Origin of the sequence: Bacteroides sp. AM37-9 (assembly GCF_003603455.1) — a bacterium.
GTDB classification, from domain to species: domain Bacteria; phylum Bacteroidota; class Bacteroidia; order Bacteroidales; family Bacteroidaceae; genus Bacteroides; species Bacteroides xylanisolvens.
The window spans coordinates 1-18,302 of the sequence record NZ_QTNF01000019.1 but is presented as its reverse complement, the minus strand read 5'-3'; the positions used below and the strand labels follow the sequence as shown (position 1 = coordinate 18,302).

General features: G+C 43.6%; 12 protein-coding genes and 1 pseudogene. 5 read left to right on the top strand and 8 right to left on the bottom strand.

Features of this window, described 5'->3' with window-relative positions; all coding sequences use genetic code 11:
- Nucleotides 1-84: 84 nt before the first annotated feature.
- Nucleotides 85-483: a response regulator gene (locus tag DW862_RS14215; RefSeq protein ID WP_004314143.1), complete on the top strand. Its 399-nt coding sequence runs from the start codon at nt 85-87 to the stop codon at nt 481-483.
- Between the two features lie 282 nt (nt 484-765).
- On the opposite strand, the gene DW862_RS14210 is transcribed toward DW862_RS14215, so the two are convergent.
- Both DW862_RS14210 and DW862_RS14205 read right to left on the bottom strand, forming a co-directional pair.
- Entirely contained in the window at nt 766-2,379 is a 1,614-nt protein-coding gene (locus tag DW862_RS14210; protein WP_120068937.1) for a SusD/RagB family nutrient-binding outer membrane lipoprotein, read from the bottom strand.
- Nucleotides 2,380-2,390: 11 nt separating this feature from the next.
- Nucleotides 2,391-5,360 (bottom strand): annotated as a pseudogene (locus DW862_RS14205) (SusC/RagA family TonB-linked outer membrane protein); the annotation flags it as partial.
- 342 nt (nt 5,361-5,702) lie between these two features.
- On the opposite strand from DW862_RS14205, the gene DW862_RS14200 reads away from it, so the two are divergent.
- Complete coding sequence (locus tag DW862_RS14200) at nt 5,703-5,924, top strand: carboxypeptidase-like regulatory domain-containing protein (protein ID WP_008024747.1); 222 nt, start codon at nt 5,703-5,705, stop codon at nt 5,922-5,924.
- A 548-nt stretch (nt 5,925-6,472) separates the two neighbouring features.
- On the opposite strand, the gene rpiA is transcribed toward DW862_RS14200, so the two are convergent.
- From rpiA to DW862_RS14175, 5 genes are all read right to left on the bottom strand, one after another.
- A complete protein-coding gene (rpiA, locus tag DW862_RS14195) occupies nt 6,473-7,174 on the bottom strand; it encodes a ribose 5-phosphate isomerase A (protein WP_120068927.1) in 702 nt (233 codons plus the stop codon).
- Nucleotides 7,175-7,536: 362 nt separating this feature from the next.
- A complete protein-coding gene (locus tag DW862_RS14190) occupies nt 7,537-8,187 on the bottom strand; it encodes a hemolysin III family protein (protein WP_049702131.1) in 651 nt (216 codons plus the stop codon).
- An 81-nt stretch (nt 8,188-8,268) separates the two neighbouring features.
- Nucleotides 8,269-10,188, bottom strand: a complete 1,920-nt coding sequence (locus DW862_RS14185) for a transglutaminase domain-containing protein (protein ID WP_120068923.1) — start codon at nt 10,186-10,188, stop codon at nt 8,269-8,271.
- Nucleotides 10,189-10,206: 18 nt separating this feature from the next.
- The gene (locus DW862_RS14180; protein WP_120068920.1) at nt 10,207-12,246 is read right to left on the bottom strand and encodes a DUF3857 domain-containing protein; all 2,040 of its coding nucleotides are present in this window, start codon (nt 12,244-12,246) and stop codon (nt 10,207-10,209) included.
- A 96-nt stretch (nt 12,247-12,342) separates the two neighbouring features.
- Nucleotides 12,343-13,242 carry a diaminopimelate dehydrogenase gene (locus DW862_RS14175; protein ID WP_055236482.1) on the bottom strand — a complete coding sequence of 300 codons (900 nt, stop codon included), beginning with the start codon at nt 13,240-13,242 and terminating at the stop codon, nt 12,343-12,345.
- A 187-nt stretch (nt 13,243-13,429) separates the two neighbouring features.
- Here DW862_RS14175 and ruvA point away from each other — a divergent pair, with 187 nt between their 5' ends.
- Together ruvA and DW862_RS14165 are read left to right on the top strand one after the other, a co-directional pair.
- Complete coding sequence (gene ruvA / locus DW862_RS14170) at nt 13,430-14,032, top strand: Holliday junction branch migration protein RuvA (protein WP_120068915.1); 603 nt, start codon at nt 13,430-13,432, stop codon at nt 14,030-14,032.
- Nucleotide 14,033: 1 nt separating this feature from the next.
- Nucleotides 14,034-15,026: a DUF3843 family protein gene (locus DW862_RS14165; protein WP_120068910.1), complete on the top strand. Its 993-nt coding sequence runs from the start codon at nt 14,034-14,036 to the stop codon at nt 15,024-15,026.
- Between the two features lie 605 nt (nt 15,027-15,631).
- Here the strand turns inward: DW862_RS14165 and DW862_RS14160 are convergent.
- Entirely contained in the window at nt 15,632-16,468 is an 837-nt protein-coding gene (locus DW862_RS14160) for a hypothetical protein (protein ID WP_055236483.1), read from the bottom strand.
- A gap of 163 nt (nt 16,469-16,631) precedes the next feature.
- Here DW862_RS14160 and DW862_RS14155 point away from each other — a divergent pair, with 163 nt between their 5' ends.
- Nucleotides 16,632-18,065 (top strand): CCA tRNA nucleotidyltransferase, encoded by a 1,434-nt coding sequence (locus DW862_RS14155; protein ID WP_008641195.1) that lies wholly within the window; start codon nt 16,632-16,634, stop codon nt 18,063-18,065.
- Nucleotides 18,066-18,302: the final 237 nt, after the last annotated feature.

The window sequence follows — 18,302 nt, the reverse complement described above, 5'->3', positions numbered from 1 at the left end:
AATATATGAATCTTTTTTATAACTTGCGGGCTGAAAAGGGAGATTAATCCCAAAAAACAGATAAAAAAACAATATATAAGCGATATGGAAAGCGAACAAATGAATGAATTCAGACCCTTAATTTTAGTAGCTGAAGACGATGACAGCAACTTTAAATTAATCAAGGCTATCATAGGCAAAAAGTGTGATATCGAGTGGGCTAAAAATGGGCAGGAAATGGTGGAGTTGTTTCAACAGCATCAGGAAAGAACCAAAGCAATGCTGATGGATATCAAGATGCCGGTGATGAACGGGTTGGAGGCAACGAAGATAATTCGTGAGTCTAATACTGAAATTCCTATTATCATGCAGACAGCTTATGCTTTCAGCTCGGATAAGGAAAACGCAATGAACGCAGGAGCAACTGAAGTGTTGGTGAAACCTATTACTTTGAGTATTCTCCGCACTACTTTAAGCAAATATCTACCCGATTTGCAGTGGTGAAATTGATTCGTACGGGAATTTTTTTAATTTATTTAAAAGATGCTTAAACGTTAAATACGGAATAGCGTAGAAAAAGAGTATGATTGGGTAGAAAAATGGTATGTAAAAGATGCCGTTGAATATTCCTTTTTCTCTATTATATTTGAGCATTCATCTGATGAAATTGGATAAAATAAAATAGGCGAACCTCACGGTTGGCCTATTTTTGTTCGCCTCTGTTAATTTGTTAGAGTACAGAAACGACTCTATGTAAAGTCTCTCCTTTGAGAGATTTTAAGTTCATTATTTGTTTCCGCCGGCCCACCAGACCGCTTCGCTATATACATACTGGCCATCACCGAAAGCAGCTTTCACTTCAGGATTTGCCAATACGTCGTCTGCTCCATAACCGAAGCGCAATGGGAACTTATTGTTGTTCAGCGGGTTCTTCAGTACAATGAAGTTTTCTCCTGCACCTTTCAAACGACGGTAGTCGTTATAGGCTTCCAGTGATTCGCCGGATGCACCGAAGAAGGCGAGATACTTCTGTATCATTGTCTCTTGCAGAGGGTTGGCATCGAATAACGGTTCTACTTCATCCGTGAAATAGGTTTCTGCTACATCTGCACCCAAATCACTGTCGCCATCAGCTACCCAAGTGTCAGCGGCATCTATAATTGAGTTTTCCAGATTCTCGAATCCGGCAGTGATTGCAGCTTTTAAAGCACTCTTAGCTTCATCCAGTCTGCCTCCCAAGCGGCATAATGCTTCTGCTTCGAGGAATTTCACTTCATGATAACTGATTAAAAGAGTCGGAGCCGACATTGCCCATGATATCATTGACATACCATAATTGTTCTGCAACTCTTGCGGGGTTCCGTTAGGAGCTGCTTTGATACTTGCGATGTCTGTAGCTTGCGTACCTCCGTATCCATAAGCAATATAGCCGGTGGGATCGGGCTCCAGAAATGCTTGCGGTGCTCTGGGGTCATTGCGCTCAACAAACTTTTCAATCAGACTGGCACTGGCTGCCAAACTGTTACGGCTATAGCTGAATGACCAAAGCGGATTCAACTGCGAATCAGCGTCATAAACAGCCAGTTTACATTCTTCACTTGCATTAGCAAATGATTTGCTCACATAAGTAAGAATGTTCTGAAGATCAGTTGTCTTATTGGCACTTTTATTGAGCAGACGCATTGTATAGCGTGCTTTTAACGCATAAGCTGTCTTGAGCCACATACTTGCTTGAGTACTGGTGTTTGAACCGTAGATCAAGTCTTTAGAACCGACTGCGCCGGACAGACCTGCATCTTTGGCAGTACCGTTATTCAGCAGAGTGATGGCATCATCCAGATTCTGCATCACTTCCTGATAAATGCTTTCCTGCGTATCTATTTTGGGCTGCATATACATTGGTGTGCCGTCCGGATTGAGGATACCAGTCTGGCTGTACGGTGTATTTCCAAATACATCGGCAGCCACTGCTCCGTTGTAAGCGAGCAGGATTTTAGCAATTGCTTCCGTCACTACGTTTCCTTTTTCCGAAGGATCTTCTTCACACTTCTTGATAACGATTTTAGCGTTCTTGATATTTGAATACACGTTGATCCATGCGTTGTTGTAGGTAGTAGCCGTTGTAGGCTCTCCGCTACGTACTTCCGCCCGGTAAAGCTGGTTGGATATACCCGTTTCGTGTTCAATGTAAACAGAAGAATAGAGCGAGAAATCCCCTCCCACAGTGCTGAATGCAGTGCTTACCCCTAAGTCTGTAATCAAAAATTTTGCAGGCGCATCCAGAGGATTGTTAGGGTTTTCATTGATTTTATCCATTGCGTCTTCCGTACAAGCAGAAGCAATGGCAGCAGTCAAGAAAGAAACTGCCAGCAATTTTCCTATTGATTTATATTTTTTCATTGTCTTGCAGATTAAAATTTAATGTTGAAACCAAAGCCGAAACTAGCTGTCTGCGGCATTGAATAATCTTCAAATGCTCCTGCCATGTTGTTGTTACCCTGACTGGCTTCCGGATCGAGGTCAGGCAATTGAGCCCAGATTAGGATATTTCTGGCAAATGCGTTTACAGAAAGTTCCATTGAACGTTTTTGAAGAATTTTGTAGTTGACAGCCACTTCACGCAGTTTGATGAAAGAATTGTCATATACAGAAGATTCGTCAATATCGTTCAGGCGGCTGTAAAATACCTGTTGTGCGTTTGCACCTGTGATAGCGATATCATTTTTAGTTCCATCGGTTTTGTATCCGTCGAAGATGATGGTACCTTCGCGGTTTTCCGTTCTCTTGCTGACACCGTAGTAGTCTGCCAGTCCGGTTGTTCTGCTGTACATCTGGCCACCCTGTTTCCAGTCGAGTACTGCGCTGATTGTACACTTCCATAAACGTAATGTGGTGTTGAAACCCATCAGGAAGTCCGGAGAAACCTTTCCGATTACCTGTGCTTCACCAGCGATAGGAAGACCGTTTTCGTCTACCAGACGATTACCGTTTTCATCTCTCTTGAAACCTACACCATAGATTACAGGGAATTTCTCACCTGCCGAAGCACGTACCTGCGGAGTAACATAACCACCCAGAGAGATATTTTCTACACCCGGTGCCAGTTCATCTACGTAGTTATCGATCTTCGTCCAGTTGAATGCAAAATCCCAGTTGATATTCTTCGTTCGGATGGGGTTGAAGCCGAGAGTGAATTCGTGCGTGTTGGTATGAATCTTACCACCGTTGGTGAGCAGTTTGCTGGCACCGGTAGAAGAAGCCAAAGGCACTTCAAAAATCTGGTCTTTTACATTCTGGCGTGAGTACGTATAACTGAATGTGATTAAATTATCGAGGAAGTTCACGTCAGTACCCACTTCATACGAACGTGTGTTCTGCGGTTTCAGTTTCGGGTCGAAAATCGTGTAGTACGGAGTATAGGCAGTAGTACCTTTCATCGGATACATGATCGGAGTCAGTGTGTAAAAACCACCTCCGTATGTCGGAGTTGAGTAGTAGTTTTCGAGGAAATCCCCTGCTTGTCCTACTTCCGCATAAGATACTCTCAATTTAGCGTGATTAACAACATTGTTTTTCAATGCATCCAGTTCCGTCAGGATGAAGCCTGCCGAAATAGAAGGATAGAAGAACGAACGGTTGTTACGTGGCATATTAGATACGTAGTCCTGACGTCCGGTGAGGGTCAGATAAAGCATATTTTTGTAAGAAGCCGATACGTTACCGAAGAATCCCACTGTACGGTTTTTCCACGTCTCTTCCTCTGTCTGTTGAGTAGTGGCGTTGTTGATGTGGTTCCATCCCGGGAAGTTGTAGTTCGTACCATATTCATAATACTTCTTTCTGTTACTTTGGATAATTTCGTTACCCAATACAGCATTCAATCCCCAGTCCTCGTTGATGCGCCAGTCATAGTTGATGGTCAGCAAAGAGTTGTATGTAGCGTTCGTCCAGCCGTAGTTTTCGATCTGTCCGCGACCGCCACCGGTATTACTACCGTATCCGTAGCTGTCTACATAGTGAGTGGTGTAAGCATCCACGCCGACCATGTATTTTGCGTTCAACTTGTGGTTGGTTGTACCAAAATCAGTCTGATAGCTTGCGTATACATTTCCGAAGAAACGGTTGGTATCTTCTGTGAATTTGTTGTTTTCCATCGCCCAATAAGCGTTGTCAAAGCTACCACGGAAAGAATTCTGTGTGTACGGGTTACCGTCTACGTGACTTGGAATACCGGCAAGATCATAGCTGGGAGGAGCTGCGTAAACCGTTCTTAACAGACCGTTACCGGAAGTCACTGCCTTGTCGATAGAAGTAGTGATATAGTTAGCTGTAAATCCGGAACTCCAGTTGTTGGTCAGTTTCGTGTCAGCACTAACCTTTACATTATATCTGTCCATACCAGTGCTTGAGATAATACCGTCCTGATGTGTATTTCCCAATGAGATAGAGTAGGAGCTCTTGTCGAGCATCTGCGCTACATTCAATGAATTGCTCCAGGTGATTCCTGTGTCGAAGAAGTCTTTTGCATTGTCATACGCCTGTGGAGTAGCCCACGGGTCAAGACCGGCTGCTGCACGTTGGGGAACATAATATTTTCCCTGTTGCTTACCGAACTTCTGCGTGTATTCGTTATCCGTGTTACCTCCATACGTTGCGTCGTTTGGAAGTTCGGAAATCTTAGGTCCCCAAGACGTTCCCGAAGTAGTGCTGAATACTCCACCCGAACCTTGTGCGTATGTTTTCTGGAATTCCGGCAGACGACCGACTACATCGAAGCTGACATTAGAAGAGAAGCTAACCTGTGGTTTGCCTTTTTCCAGCCCTTTACCACTTTTGGTTGTGATGATAATCACACCATTAGAAGCACGGATACCATAAAGTGCAGAAGCAGCCTGTCCTTTCAAAATGTTGATACTTTCAATATCATTAGGGTCGATATCTACCGCACGGTTGGCGAAGTCGGCTCCGCTCACACTACCATTGTTCTGTATGTCTGTGCTAACGTCCGGCGTACTGGTTACCGGCATTCCGTCGATAACGTAAAGCGGAGTGTTGTCACCCGAGAAGGAACGTGCACCACGGATGGTGATCTGTGAAGAAGCTCCTGGCATACCACTTGAAGGCTTAACGTCCAAACCGGATACTTTACCTTGCAGCGCTCCTGCCAGATTGGAGTTGGCAGCCTGCGTCAGCTGATCTGATTTTACGTCCTGAACGGCGTAACCCAGTGCTTTCTTTTCACGCGAGATACCCATGGCTGTCACTACAACCTCATCCAGTGCTTTCGCGTCACTTTTTAATACGACTTTTATTACTCCCGGTTTGATGGAAACGTCCTGCGAAATCATTCCTACATAAGAAATGCGCAAAGTTTTAGCAGAACTTGGTACATGGTCGTTTCAGTTTTCATCATTGTTAATAGTTCTTTAGTCTTTTGGGAGATGTAAAATGATAAAAAGATACCATTTGGGAGGAAATAATGTTCTTTTTATCTTGAAAACATCTTTTTAGACGCTATCTTTATGATAGAAATTCTATTTTAAAATATATTAAATTGAATATTTCTAGTTATAGTTTGTTGGTTTTTACTAGATGGGAGCTTGCAAAATAATACTTTTTAGTTAAATACGTAACACTTTTTCCGGTTTGTCATAATTAGTGTTATCTTTGCAACCTGTTAGAGACAAAAAATCTGTTTATAGGTTAAATTTAAGAGAGAATTTATGAAAAGAAAATTGATGTTCTTAATGACCTTCCTTTTTATAGGTATAGGTCTGATGACAGCGCAGACATCCAGAGTTACCGGTTTGGTTACTTCTGAAGAAGATGGACAACCTGTCGTAGGTGCTTCAATATTGGTGAATGGCACTACCCTTGGTACTATCACTGATATTGACGGTAAGTTTACAATCGCAAATGTACCAAGTTCTGCTAAGACTTATTGATCTTTTTTCTTCCTGTTTTTTCGTGTTTTCTTCTTCTATCTTATTGTTTTTCAGTTATTTTGTTTCTATTTTCGCAAATTGTCCGGTTCTTCCGGTTTCTTTTATTGAAATTTCCTTTATCTGTTCTTGTTTATTTAGTAGTCTCTTTTTCTCATTGATTTTGAGATGGGGGGTAATATTCTACCCGAATTTTTAATGAATTTCCCAGTGTTTTCACTATTATTTTAACTATCATTCGGCTTTGAATAAAAATAAATATGTTTGATGACGTTTTAATATCTGTGTTTTGTGGGAAATGCATTTCTCAACTATACTTATCCCTATGAGAAAAAATACTCATAGCAATGAGAAGAAATACTCATTATAATGAGAACTTTTTCTCATTGCAGTGAGAATATACCCTTGTTAGAATAGGCTAAAACAATGCATTACGGTATATAAATGAAAAGAATCAGAACCGTACAGGCATGAACAAGATTCACCTCTGGGTCCTCTGTGGTAAATAAATTCATTTCCCTACAAAATGCGATTTTCCAGTTTACGTTGTTTTACTCTGCCATGATAACTTCGACATCATAACCTATGAAAAGGCCGCTCTCTATGACACCGATAATGGTTTTGAGTTGTTCTTCGAGCGAAGAATCAATATAGTTAAAACGAGTGTCGAGGATGAAATTCCCATTTTCTGTAAAGACAGGCCCGTCTTTGCCGTGGGCAGGACGCAGGACGATTTCTGATGCACCCAGTCGTTGCAGCTCATGGTCTACATAAGTTAGTGAGTCCGGAAAGATCTCTACCGGAATGGGAAATTTATTTCCCAACTGATTGACGCGCTTGCTGGGGTCGATGATGATGAACGTTTTGCGGCTGTTTCTAATGAGCAGTTTTTCTTTGAACATAGCTCCGCCACGTCCTTTAATCAAGTTTCGCTGCGGGTCTACTTCGTCCGCTCCGTCAAATGTCCAGTCGGGGCGCTTGTTCCAAAGGATAGTTTGTGGGATGCCTAGCTGTATGCAAGTCATCGAGATTTCTTGAGAGGCGGGAATCACTTCAATATGCAAGTGCTCTTCACGAATCCGTCGCGCCAGTTCGAACAGAGTTAGATAGACTGTAGAGCCGGAGCCGGCTCCTATCACATCTCCGTCTTTTGCCGTGGCGGCAATTTCACGGGCTACGTGTTCTTTGGCTTCCCGGTTGATAATGGAGTCCGACCATTGCAGGTGCTTTATAAGATGATTTTCCCAGTCCATAAGTTTATGCTCTAAAATTGTTTTAAGTTTCTCTATATATAACGAATCAGCGAATCAGTTTGTTTGTTCGTTTCAATTTCGGATGGGAAGAGTCTCTTTAGATGAGAAAAGTCTCTTCAACAGCCTTCAATCATTTAAATAGTTAATAAACGATTCGTTAATTTTTAACTTTATTGCGTTAAACGTTAACGAACCTCTGCTTTTTATTAAACCGTGTTATAAGTTAGGCTGCTTTGCCCCGAAAATTTGGAGATAACCGAAAAGTCCGTATCTTTGTACTGTGTTTTTCATAGTATTAGATTTAAGGTTAACAAAGATTGGCTGTCTGGGATAGATAGCCTTTTTTTTGTCCCTACTATTCCTTATAGAATCAGCCAGATGGCAATGATATGCCCGATGCTGCCTCCCAGACAAAACAAGTGGAAAGTGGCATGCATATATGGTTTGCGCAACGAATAAAAAACAGCTCCCACGATATACGAAACTCCTCCGCCAATCAGCCACCAGAAAGCGGTAGTGGCTCCCAGTTCTCCCAGATGATCTAACAAAGGTTTCATGGCTACCAATATACAGGCGCCCATACCTACGTAACAAGCCGTTTCGAGATTACTATGTTCTTTCAGTTTTTTGAAGCTAAGAATGAAACCGGCGATAGCCGACAGCCAGACGAAAGCAAAAATTCCCCATCCCCATCCGCCGGCATGCCGCAGAACAAGCAGGGTAAAAGGAGTGTAGGTTCCGGCAATGTGCAAATAGATAGCTCCATGATCGAATTTACGGAGCAGCTCTTTCAGCTTTCCCGGACGGCTGCCGTGATACCACGTAGAACTGACATAAGAAGAAAGCATCCCCGCCAAGTAGACAGATACACAAGCAACTGCCCACTGCGGTTCTATATTTTCGGAAGCCTTTTCCAATAATAAATATCCGGCCACGATTCCAAGCAGAATACCTATTCCATGGCTAAGGGTATTTGCCCATTCTTCTATATTATTGTATCGTTTGTTCTTCAATGTTCCTTTTTTGAATTGTTAAGTCATAAAAAATATTGAGTTGCAAAGATACTTTATTTTCCGTAAAGCGTTCCCCCCCCCTTATTCTTTTTTTAGAATGATTTTTCCACTGTATTGCCCGGCTACTTGCTTGCGGAAATCAAGAAATGCCGCATATTCATCCGGACTGTAAACCCCTTTAGACATGAACAATCGGTGAACGATGCATATTTTCTTATCTTTCACCTGAATGTCGGAATGAAAACTGCCAAACTTGCTTTTCACGTCAAGTGGTTTCGGAAGTCCTTCAATCACATAGCCTTCCGGCAGTTGGATGCGGATACTGTCTGTATCTGTGTAGCCGTAGTCGATATGAATAGGATAAGTGCGCTTCGTCAGAGGAGGAACACTAAATTCTTTTCGGAACACATTGGCGGGGATAAACAAGCGGTTTCCCGTCTTATGACCGTATTGATTGCTGGTGGCAGTGTAGCGGAAAGTGATGGATGGATTTGTCTCCTTACATTCGCTGATTTGCAGATTCCGGATATCGGCTTGAGACAAGTGGATGCCCGAGCGGATGCGGTCTTTCTGTTTGTTAGGTTCCAGATAGACGATGCCTGCTTCATTTTCGTATTGGAAGATCCGGGAGACTTCGTTCACTTCTATCCGTGCTTTTGCTGTGGGGGAGAGAGTGATGTCGGCAGCGATGTGCTGCGTGTTCAGCGAGTCGGGATAAGTGGGCAGGCGGCACATTTTGCCACCGTCCGGTTCAATTAGTAAAGCATCGTGTCCGGCAATATCCTGGTGAACATAACCGAATGGAAGCGACGGATTGGTGCATTCCAGCCAAAGCGTGTCTTGTGGAAGCGGAACTTGCAGAATGACGTGATTCATTTGGTTGGCACTGGAGAAATCCGGTAACAAACGTTCGTTGGTGGTACTGATAATTGTATAAGTAGAAGCAATCCCCAATTCTTTCAGCATGGCACGAGTGTAATTGGATAATCCCTTACAGTCACCGAATCCCGTGCGGCAGACATCGGTAGCAGCAATAGGCTGTAAACCTCCGATACCCAGTTGGATGCTGACGTAGCGGGTGGTTTTTGCCAGATAATCATAAATGGCTTTCACCTTGTCCCGGTCGGTGGCGCAGTTGGCTGTCAGTTCGTGCAGCTTGGCGCGGAAAGGTTCGGTGAGCAGGTCGCGCCCGTCGAGCAATCGGTATTGCCACTCTCCGTACTTTTGCCAACTGCTCATATCGCCCTCCGACTTGTCATACTTGAAGGCGGAAGGCGCAAAATAGACACGTGGAAGCAGTTCTGCGAAATCCGGCCCGAAAGGTTCTTTGACGATGGGAGAGAGTTTGGAGGCGGTGGCTTCAATCACTTGGTGCCCGTCGGCTCCGGTAGATTCTTTTACTTGGATTTTTTTTCCTTGCGTGTTCAGCTCACGGTATCTGCATCCTTGTCCTGCAGGCAGCTCGATACGGTAAGTTGCTTTCTCCACCCCTTGGTTGGGGTATGCCTGCGGTATAAAGGTGGAATAGCCGATCAATCCGTTATTGCACTTCACCTCCCATTCGTATTTCACTGTGAAAGGGAATGTCGGATAATTACATTCGTAATAATAGAAATAATCGTCCGTGCTAAGCGAAGAACTATATTCACTTTTCTGAAGTTCGCCTTTCTTTATCTTGCGTACACTTTGTCCGCCGGCATTGATGATCTCTCCGGAAAATTTCTGCAAAGAACGGAACATGTCACACCCGCAGAAGAAATGTGCTGCATCCAGTCCCCTATGGTTGAGAACAGTGATTGTCAGGCTCTCTTTTTCTATGGATTGAGTCATGGATTTGCAGAGAACCTCTGTGCGTGCTTCCACGATAATGGAATTGGCATCCTTGAGAATATCCTGTGCACGCACTGTCTGTGTGTGCAGACTTAGGCAAATAAGGACACCGGACAGGCTGAATGCCCGACGTATTATTTGCTTTAGGATGGAGTGATTGGAACGAATCATTCTATTAACAGGTAGAGTTTATATTTTCTTGAGTACGATTAGTGCATTATTTTTTTCGATCACTTTGGTCCAGAGCTCCTGTAGCTGTTTGTATTGTTCGGAAAGGAATATGTATCCTTTCAGGTGGAATACATAATTGAGCAGGATTGTATTTCCCTGTTTCTGGATCATATATTTACATTGTAATCCGTCTCCTTCTGACCGGATAGTTTGTGATTGAGGTAGCTCCTCCACTTCGTAGCCATCGGGGAGAGTCAGCGTAGACAGCATCGTGAACTTGTACGGATAGGGGAATTCGATGGGAAGTACCCGTTCCGTCTGGATAAACGGATTATTTTTCAATTGCGGAAAGAGCATCGGATTAATATAAAGGTGATCGTTCGTCCGGTCGGCTTGCAAGACGAAGTCGAACTCTTCTTCTATCAGTGCGTAGTCATTTTCTTGTTTTTTCACTTTCAGGTTGGTGAAAGTGAGTTTCTCTTTCTGGCTGACATTGTTTTTAGGATTCGAAACGAGACTGTCTTGCTTATGCTTCTCATTCGTCTGATATTCGATGGCTTCCTGCCCGTAAAGAACCGTGCTGCGATGTCCTTTCACTTGGTTTCCCTCTATTCGGGCATCAATCTTCATAAAACTTTTATTGTCGGAAAGAGCCATCACGTTCACCCATTTCTTATCTTCTTTCTCTTTGAGGGAAAGTATGCGTGCTTTGTTTACAGCTAAGTCGAGTGGCAATATATTGAGGGCGGGTACAGCCATGGAGCTGTCTAAAAATACATATTTCTGTTTGGTTATGTCGTAGACGGCGACAATGAATGTATTCAGTTTTTGAAGGGAAGGAAAGTTGTAGGGCAGTATGCCTGATGAACGCCGGCTCATAGCCACCGGATAGGCTTCCAGTCCGAAGTCTTTCAGGATGCTGATAAGGATAAAATTGAGGTCGGCATTACTGCCGCTTCCTTTCTTGATAACCTTTTCGAGTTCTTTACTGTAGAGCTGATACCGTCCGTTCCAGGCCATTTTCTTTTTGAGTACCTGGAAGGCGCAGATGATTTTCTCCTCGAAATTCATTTCGCTGTTGTAGGCTTGTTTGGTTTCGGGACGGAAAGGGTTGGTGAGCGAGAGATATTTGCCGAACTGTGTATTTTCCGGTTTTAGCAGTTGGTGATCTACATCTTCCCATTTCTGGCTGTATGGCTTGTATTCATTGGGTGTGAATTGGGTTCCTTGCAGGTCGAAACTGACTTGTACTTTATAGTCTTCCGGGCACCAGCAATAGGATTCGTCCTGTCGGATAGCCGGAAGGTTGCGTGAGATAAAGGTGGTTTCCTGTGCCGAAACGGTGAAGTCTTTGCTGACTCCCCCTGCACCGGACCCGTCACGTTCCGTGGCATGAATGGAGGAATCTCTTTGCTTCACTTGTATGTAATCCTTTCCTCGGAGTTCGATGTTGTAGACGAACACATGAGGGATTGTGATTTTGTATTGGTTGTAGAGCATAGGAAGTTCCTCTTGCATCATCCAGTTGTCGATATGTGAAAAATAGTCGGAGTAGAGTTTGTAGTGATATTCGATGACAGTCCCCTCTTTGACGGCAGGCAGAGAGAATTTTAGCATTTTATACAGGTTGTTGATTCGCTCGAAAGAAATGGATTCCCGCTTCATGGGTGTTTTGATACATTTTCCATTTTCCATGTTGTAGGAGCAGCCTTCTATGTCACTGGCCCTTTCCTGTCCTTCATCTTTATCGGTAGGAGAGTAGTAAGGAACGGAAACATCGGCGTATGACACTCCCTGCGGTTTTAAAATTTTGATGCGTACCCAGTGCTCGGTAGTCAGCTGAAAACCGTCGTGGTAGATGAAATCACTTTGTCCCTGATGGAATAGATAAATGGCCGTGGCGGTGGTGTCCGGGGCATAAGAGGTGAGAGACAGTTCTTCTTTGGAAGGTTTTCCATATTTCAGATTGAGCTCTATGGTGGCTGTTGTGGCTTGTTGTGGGTAAGCAGGCAACAGATATTGCAATAGAAATGCGCAGAGAATGAATAGTTTTCTCATTATTGTGTTTTTTGTAGTATGCTCACAAAGATAAAAAAAATAGAGAAAGGTGTATCGCCTTTCTCTATTTAATTTTTATTTTATGTATAAAATATATTATACCAAATGTCCGATCCATTCTTCACGGTCGCCGGGGAGAAGGTCGATAACAGGAATTTCTACCATTGTGTAGCATCCCGGCTGTTGCTTCATCGAAGCACGTGCCACACATACTAGCACTTGTGCTGTCAGTGCGGGGTTATTGATGCGCATATTAAATTCGAACAACTGATTCTGTGTTTTGCCGGATACACCTTTGCGAGTGAGATTTACACCATGACCCATATCCAATAGAGCGTCCACGCTCGGAACGAGTTTCACGTGTGTTTCATCATTCACGAAGTAAGGATCTGCTTTGATGGCAGCAGCTACTTCTTCAAATTTATATCCGTCTTTCAGTTCGATGTACACCATGCGGCGGTGGATTCCCGTGCCGGTAGGAATAGTCATGGAAAGAGCGGCTTTCACCCCGTCGATAGCTTTTACGGCTACTGTGTGTCCCATGCTCATACCCGGACCGAAGTTGGTGTAAGTGATTCCTTTCGGAGCAATCGCTTCGAGCATGGTGCGTACGATGGAGTCGCTTCCCGGATCCCATCCGGCAGAGATGATCGATACGGCTTTATGTTCTTTGGCAGCAGCATCCAGTGTGCGGCGTAAGTCTACGATACCAGTGTGGATATCGAAACTGTCTACCGTATTAATCCCCATTGCCAGATATTCTTTTGCATATTTCTCAACGCTGCGGGTTGGCGTGCAAAGAATAGCTACGTCTACATCCCCCAACTCTTTTATGTCCTTTACTACTGCATAGTTTGCCAACTCTTCCGGTTTGTTCTCTGCTCCTGCACGACGAACGACTCCGGCTATTTCGAAATCAGGTGCCGCCTGAAGCGCTTCCAGTACATAATGTCCGATGTTACCATAACCAACGATGGCAGCTCTTACTTTTTTCATTCTTTTCTTGGTTTTAATGAACAAATTTCTTTCTTTTGCTTGCAAAAGTAAACAATTTACTACTAACTTTGGTTCATTCGCTTTAATATTTTTATTTTTTTCATATTCTTCATATCTGATGTACAAAAGAATAATCTGTGAAAATCAGTGTAATCTGTGGTGAGAAAGTTTTATCTTTGTCCCTGTTATGATAGAATATATTAGAGGCGAACTTGCCGAACTAAGTCCGGCAACCGCAGTGATTGACTGTAACGGGGTGGGATATGCCGCCAATATATCCTTGAATACCTATTCGGCTATTCAGGGAAAGAAAAACTGTAAGTTATATATTCACGAGGCGATTCGGGAAGACGCTTATGTGCTTTACGGATTTGCCGAGAAGCAGGAGAGGGAGATTTTCCTGTTGTTGATTTCCGTCTCCGGAATCGGGGGGAACACGGCACGTATGATTCTCTCGGCGCTCTCACCTGCCGAACTGGTGAACGTAATCAGCACCGAAAACGCAAATATGCTGAAAACGGTGAAAGGTATCGGGCTGAAGACTGCGCAACGGGTGATTGTCGACCTGAAAGATAAGATAAAAACGATGAGTGGGCCTGCCGGCGGAGGTGCTTCCGCAGGTCTGTTGCTGCAAGCTGCCAATGCGGAAGTGCAGGAAGAGGCGGTGTCTGCATTGACAATGCTCGGTTTTGCTGCCGCACCTTCGCAAAAGGTGGTGTTGGCTATCTTGAAGGAAGAACCGGATGCTCCGGTAGAAAAGGTTATCAAACTGGCTTTGAAACGTTTGTAGTATGAAACAACAGAAAATTTATATGAAGGCATGGCTGGATGCTCACGGCCGTGTAAAAGCGGTGGATACGGATGAATGGTATCTGGATTTTGCTAATCAGCTATTGCCTTTGGTGGCTGAATCGTATATATATGGTGGGAAAGACATGGAAGAAGACCAGAAGCAAGTGGCTCTGACGTGTGCTTTATACTTGGAAGATTGCGTGGCAGACGGAGGAAACTGGCGTCAATTTATCCACTGGCATCAGGAAAACTACGGACGTTACCTGCCTTTCTACACGTTGACGGACGAATATCTGCCGGACGAAATCAATCGTGAAGATGTTGTTTTCCTTTTGTGGGCAATCAATTCACCGATCGGTGATGATTTTGACGGAGTGGAGAACCCGATGGATGCAGATTTGCTGGAGTTTGCAGATGTATTATACAACCGTTTGGATGCTGCGTTCGAATTGGCTCCTATCAGTGATTACCTTGCGACCGACTGGCTGCTGGAAACGGAATTGATGCAAAAGAAGCGAATGCCTCTACCGATAGCTTTGCCGGGAGAAAAAATGCCTGCCAACGTTGAGCGTTTCCTTGAAGCAAGTAAAGGTGAACCGCTTTTGTACTTCGACTCTTACGATGCGCTGAAATTTTTCTTTGTGCAATCATTGAAGTGGGAGGATGAAGAAGATTCTCTGTTGCCTGATTTAAAAGAGTTTGATAACTTCGTGGTTTTCGCCAATCCGAAAGGTCTGTTGATCGGTCCTGATGTGGCCCCATATTTTGCGGACAAACGCAACCCGCTTTACAATGCTGAACTGGCAGAAGAGGAAGCATACGAACTGTTTTGTGAAGAAGGTTTGTGCCCGTTTGATTTGTTGAAATATGGAATGGAACATGAGCTGTTGTCGGAAGCACAGTTCCCGTTTGAGAACGGAAAGGAACTGTTGCAGGAAAACTGGGATTTTGTGGCTCGCTGGTTTTTGGGCGAATATTACGAAGGAGAATAAGAGAACAAGAATCAGATATAAGTACTGTTTATATAAGTGTTGTCTATGCCAATCAAAAAAAATAACAATCCTTTCGTCGGAAAGACAAAGTCCGCAGCCGGTAAAAAGAAGGCAACCGGAAAACGGGTTGGAAAATCAAAACGGGAAAAGGCTAATAATCAATTGAATAGAAGGGTAAAATAAGGATGTGGAGGATACGCCGTTTTTGCTTACCAGGCTACGCCGTTTTATGATGGCAGACTACGCCTTTTCTCCATACCAGGAAACGCCTTTTCTTCCGCGCAGAGAATAAAGAGGTTTATTATACATTTGACGGGAATAGTTGTCGTTTATGAAAAATAACAACTATTCCCGTCAGTTTTATTGTTGACCGAGGTTTTTTCTGCTAAATAGCTTCTCTTTTGACGGTTTTTAGTTAAATGGGAATATAATTCAGACAGAAGAACAAAAGAACAAGAAATAAAATAGCAGTTCAATAAGCAACAAAAATAATTTTCAAAGCGCAGCCTTTATGTTCTTTTGTTCTTATGTCTAAAAATAAAAAAATCATTTATCTCATTTCCGCACAGATCGTTTTCTTTTTGCCAAATGGAGTTTCCTTTTTATTAATCGGTAATTTCCTCCTGTGCCTTCCGTTCTTTTTTCTTATTGATAAATCCGATTTTCAGGTTAGCTTCCTCTTGTTCTTTTTTAATCTGTTCCATCGCGGAGAGGATTTGCGCTAATTCATAAACATTGGCTGCGGCTAGTCGGTCGGTGGGACTCATCGTTGTTTTATAGGTACGGTCGCCCATATATTCCACACGGATATTTTTGTCTTTATTGAGATGTAGGAATTCGATTACATTACCGTCTTCTCCCAGTTTGTAATCAGCTTTTTCTATTTTCTCGTTCATATCGGTCGTTTCGTAGCTGTCTTTGGAACTTGGAGTTTCGGCAAAACTGCCGTCAGGAGCAATCACTTTCACTTTGTTGTGGTGGATATTGCCGGCACCGCAATAGATAGAGGTCATACTCATGATGCCTTGCTCGTTCACTTGGAAGCGGAGGTATGAACGGTGCATGTTTTTCTCAATGGTCTGTGTAGGCCAGAGGTAGTTGCCTACTTGTTGATATTCGGCATCTTTTTCTAGTGTGAATTTGTCTTTGATGGCGTTGAATTCTTTCGTTTTTGCCTGAAAGGCGCTATCCAGATAAGCAAGTGTTTTTTGCTGTGCTTTTGTTTCAACATCAAGCATTAGTGCCTGTCCTGCCTTACGTGCTTCGAACGCTTTGGGATACAGAATCTTGATACTGTCAATTTGTAACTTAGCTTCTTCATAGTCGCCACGTTCGTAGGCAGCCTTGGCAACCATCAGTTTTTCATTGGCTTTTTTCTCAAGGCCATTTCCGCAGGCAGCTAATGCCAGCGTACCACAAAAGAGGATAATCAGTTTTTTCATCACAAATTCTATTTACTGGTTCTATTATTTATATGAAGAAGCAGTGTCCGTTTGCCATTCACTGTTCATCGTTCTGTTCTTCATTCACTTTATTAGCGGCAAAAATACAAATATATCCCTTATTTTTGTAATTTTGTCCCCTCAAAACTTATAACTAAAAAGAATGATAGAGTTGACTCAAGAGGAATTGAAGCAGCATTTTAGCGAACCCATCTTCGGACAGATAGCCGAAACGGCCGATGCGCTCGGCATGGAGTGTTATGTGGTAGGTGGCTACGTTCGTGATATTTTTCTGCAACGTCCCTCTAAAGATATAGATGTAGTAGTTGTAGGAAGTGGAATTGCAATGGCAGAAGCCCTTGGAAAACGGTTGGGACGTGGTGCTCATGTCTCTGTTTTCAAGAATTTCGGAACAGCACAAGTAAAATACAGAGGTACGGAAGTAGAGTTTGTAGGTGCGCGTAAGGAGTCTTATCAACGGGATTCGCGCAAACCGATTGTTGAAGACGGTACGCTGGAAGACGATCAGAACCGTCGTGATTTCACGATCAATGCTCTTGCCGTATGTCTCAATAAGGCACGTTTCGGCGAACTGGTAGACCCGTTCGGAGGCATGGAGGATATGAAGGAAAAGACAATCCGCACTCCGCTCGACCCGGATATCACTTTCAGCGATGATCCTTTGCGCATGATGCGTTGCATCCGTTTTGCTACGCAGCTGGGCTTTTACATTGACGATGATACTTTCGAATCGCTTTGCCGGAATAAAGAACGGATTGAAATCATCTCCCGTGAACGTATTGCGGACGAACTGAATAAGATTATTCTGTCTCCGATTCCCTCAAAAGGTTTTATTGATTTGGAACGTAGCGGTTTGCTGCCGTTGATTTTCCCGGAATTTGCTGCCTTGCAGGGAGTGGAAACACGGAACGGACGTTCGCATAAGGATAATTTTTATCACACATTGGAAGTGCTGGATAATATCAGCAAGAAGACTGATAACCTTTGGTTACGCTGGGCTGCTTTGCTGCATGACATTGCCAAGCCTGTCACGAAACGTTGGGAACCGAAAGCGGGATGGACGTTCCATAATCATAATTTTATCGGTGAAAAGATGATTCCGCATATCTTCCGCAAGATGAAGTTGCCGATGAATGAGAAGATGAAGTACGTGCAGAAGCTGGTTAGCCTGCACATGCGTCCGATTGTTATCGCGGATGATGTGGTGACAGACTCGGCTGTACGCCGTCTGCTCTTTGAAGCGGGAGATGACATTGACGACTTGATGATGCTCTGTGAAGCGGATATTACTTCCAAGAATATGGAACGTAAGCAGCGTTTCCTGAATAACTTCCAGTTGGTTCGACAAAAGCTGAAGGATTTGGAGGAGAAAGACCGTGTCCGTAACTTCCAGCCACCCGTGAGCGGAGAAGAAATTATGGAGATTTTCGGTTTGGAACCTTGTCGTGAAGTCGGTGTTCTGAAAAGTGCTATAAAGGATGCTATCTTGGATGGAGTGATTCCGAACGAATATGAGGCTGCTCATGCTTTCATGCTGGAGCGGGCTAAGAAGATGGGGCTGACGCCGGTGTGCTGATAGAAGGACGGAACAGATATATTATAGTATTCAAACACAGGTTTATACGAATCAGTAGTTGAATTGGAGTAAAACTGTACTGAAATGAACTAAATGATAATTTTGCGGAGTGCCCTGAAAGGGCTTAATTATATAGCGTAAGGCAACGCCCTACGTAAAAACGACAATCTGAATTTGCGCCCTAAAAGGGCATAATTGTATACAGTTCCGCCCTTTCAGGGCTTGTGGCTGGTGTGT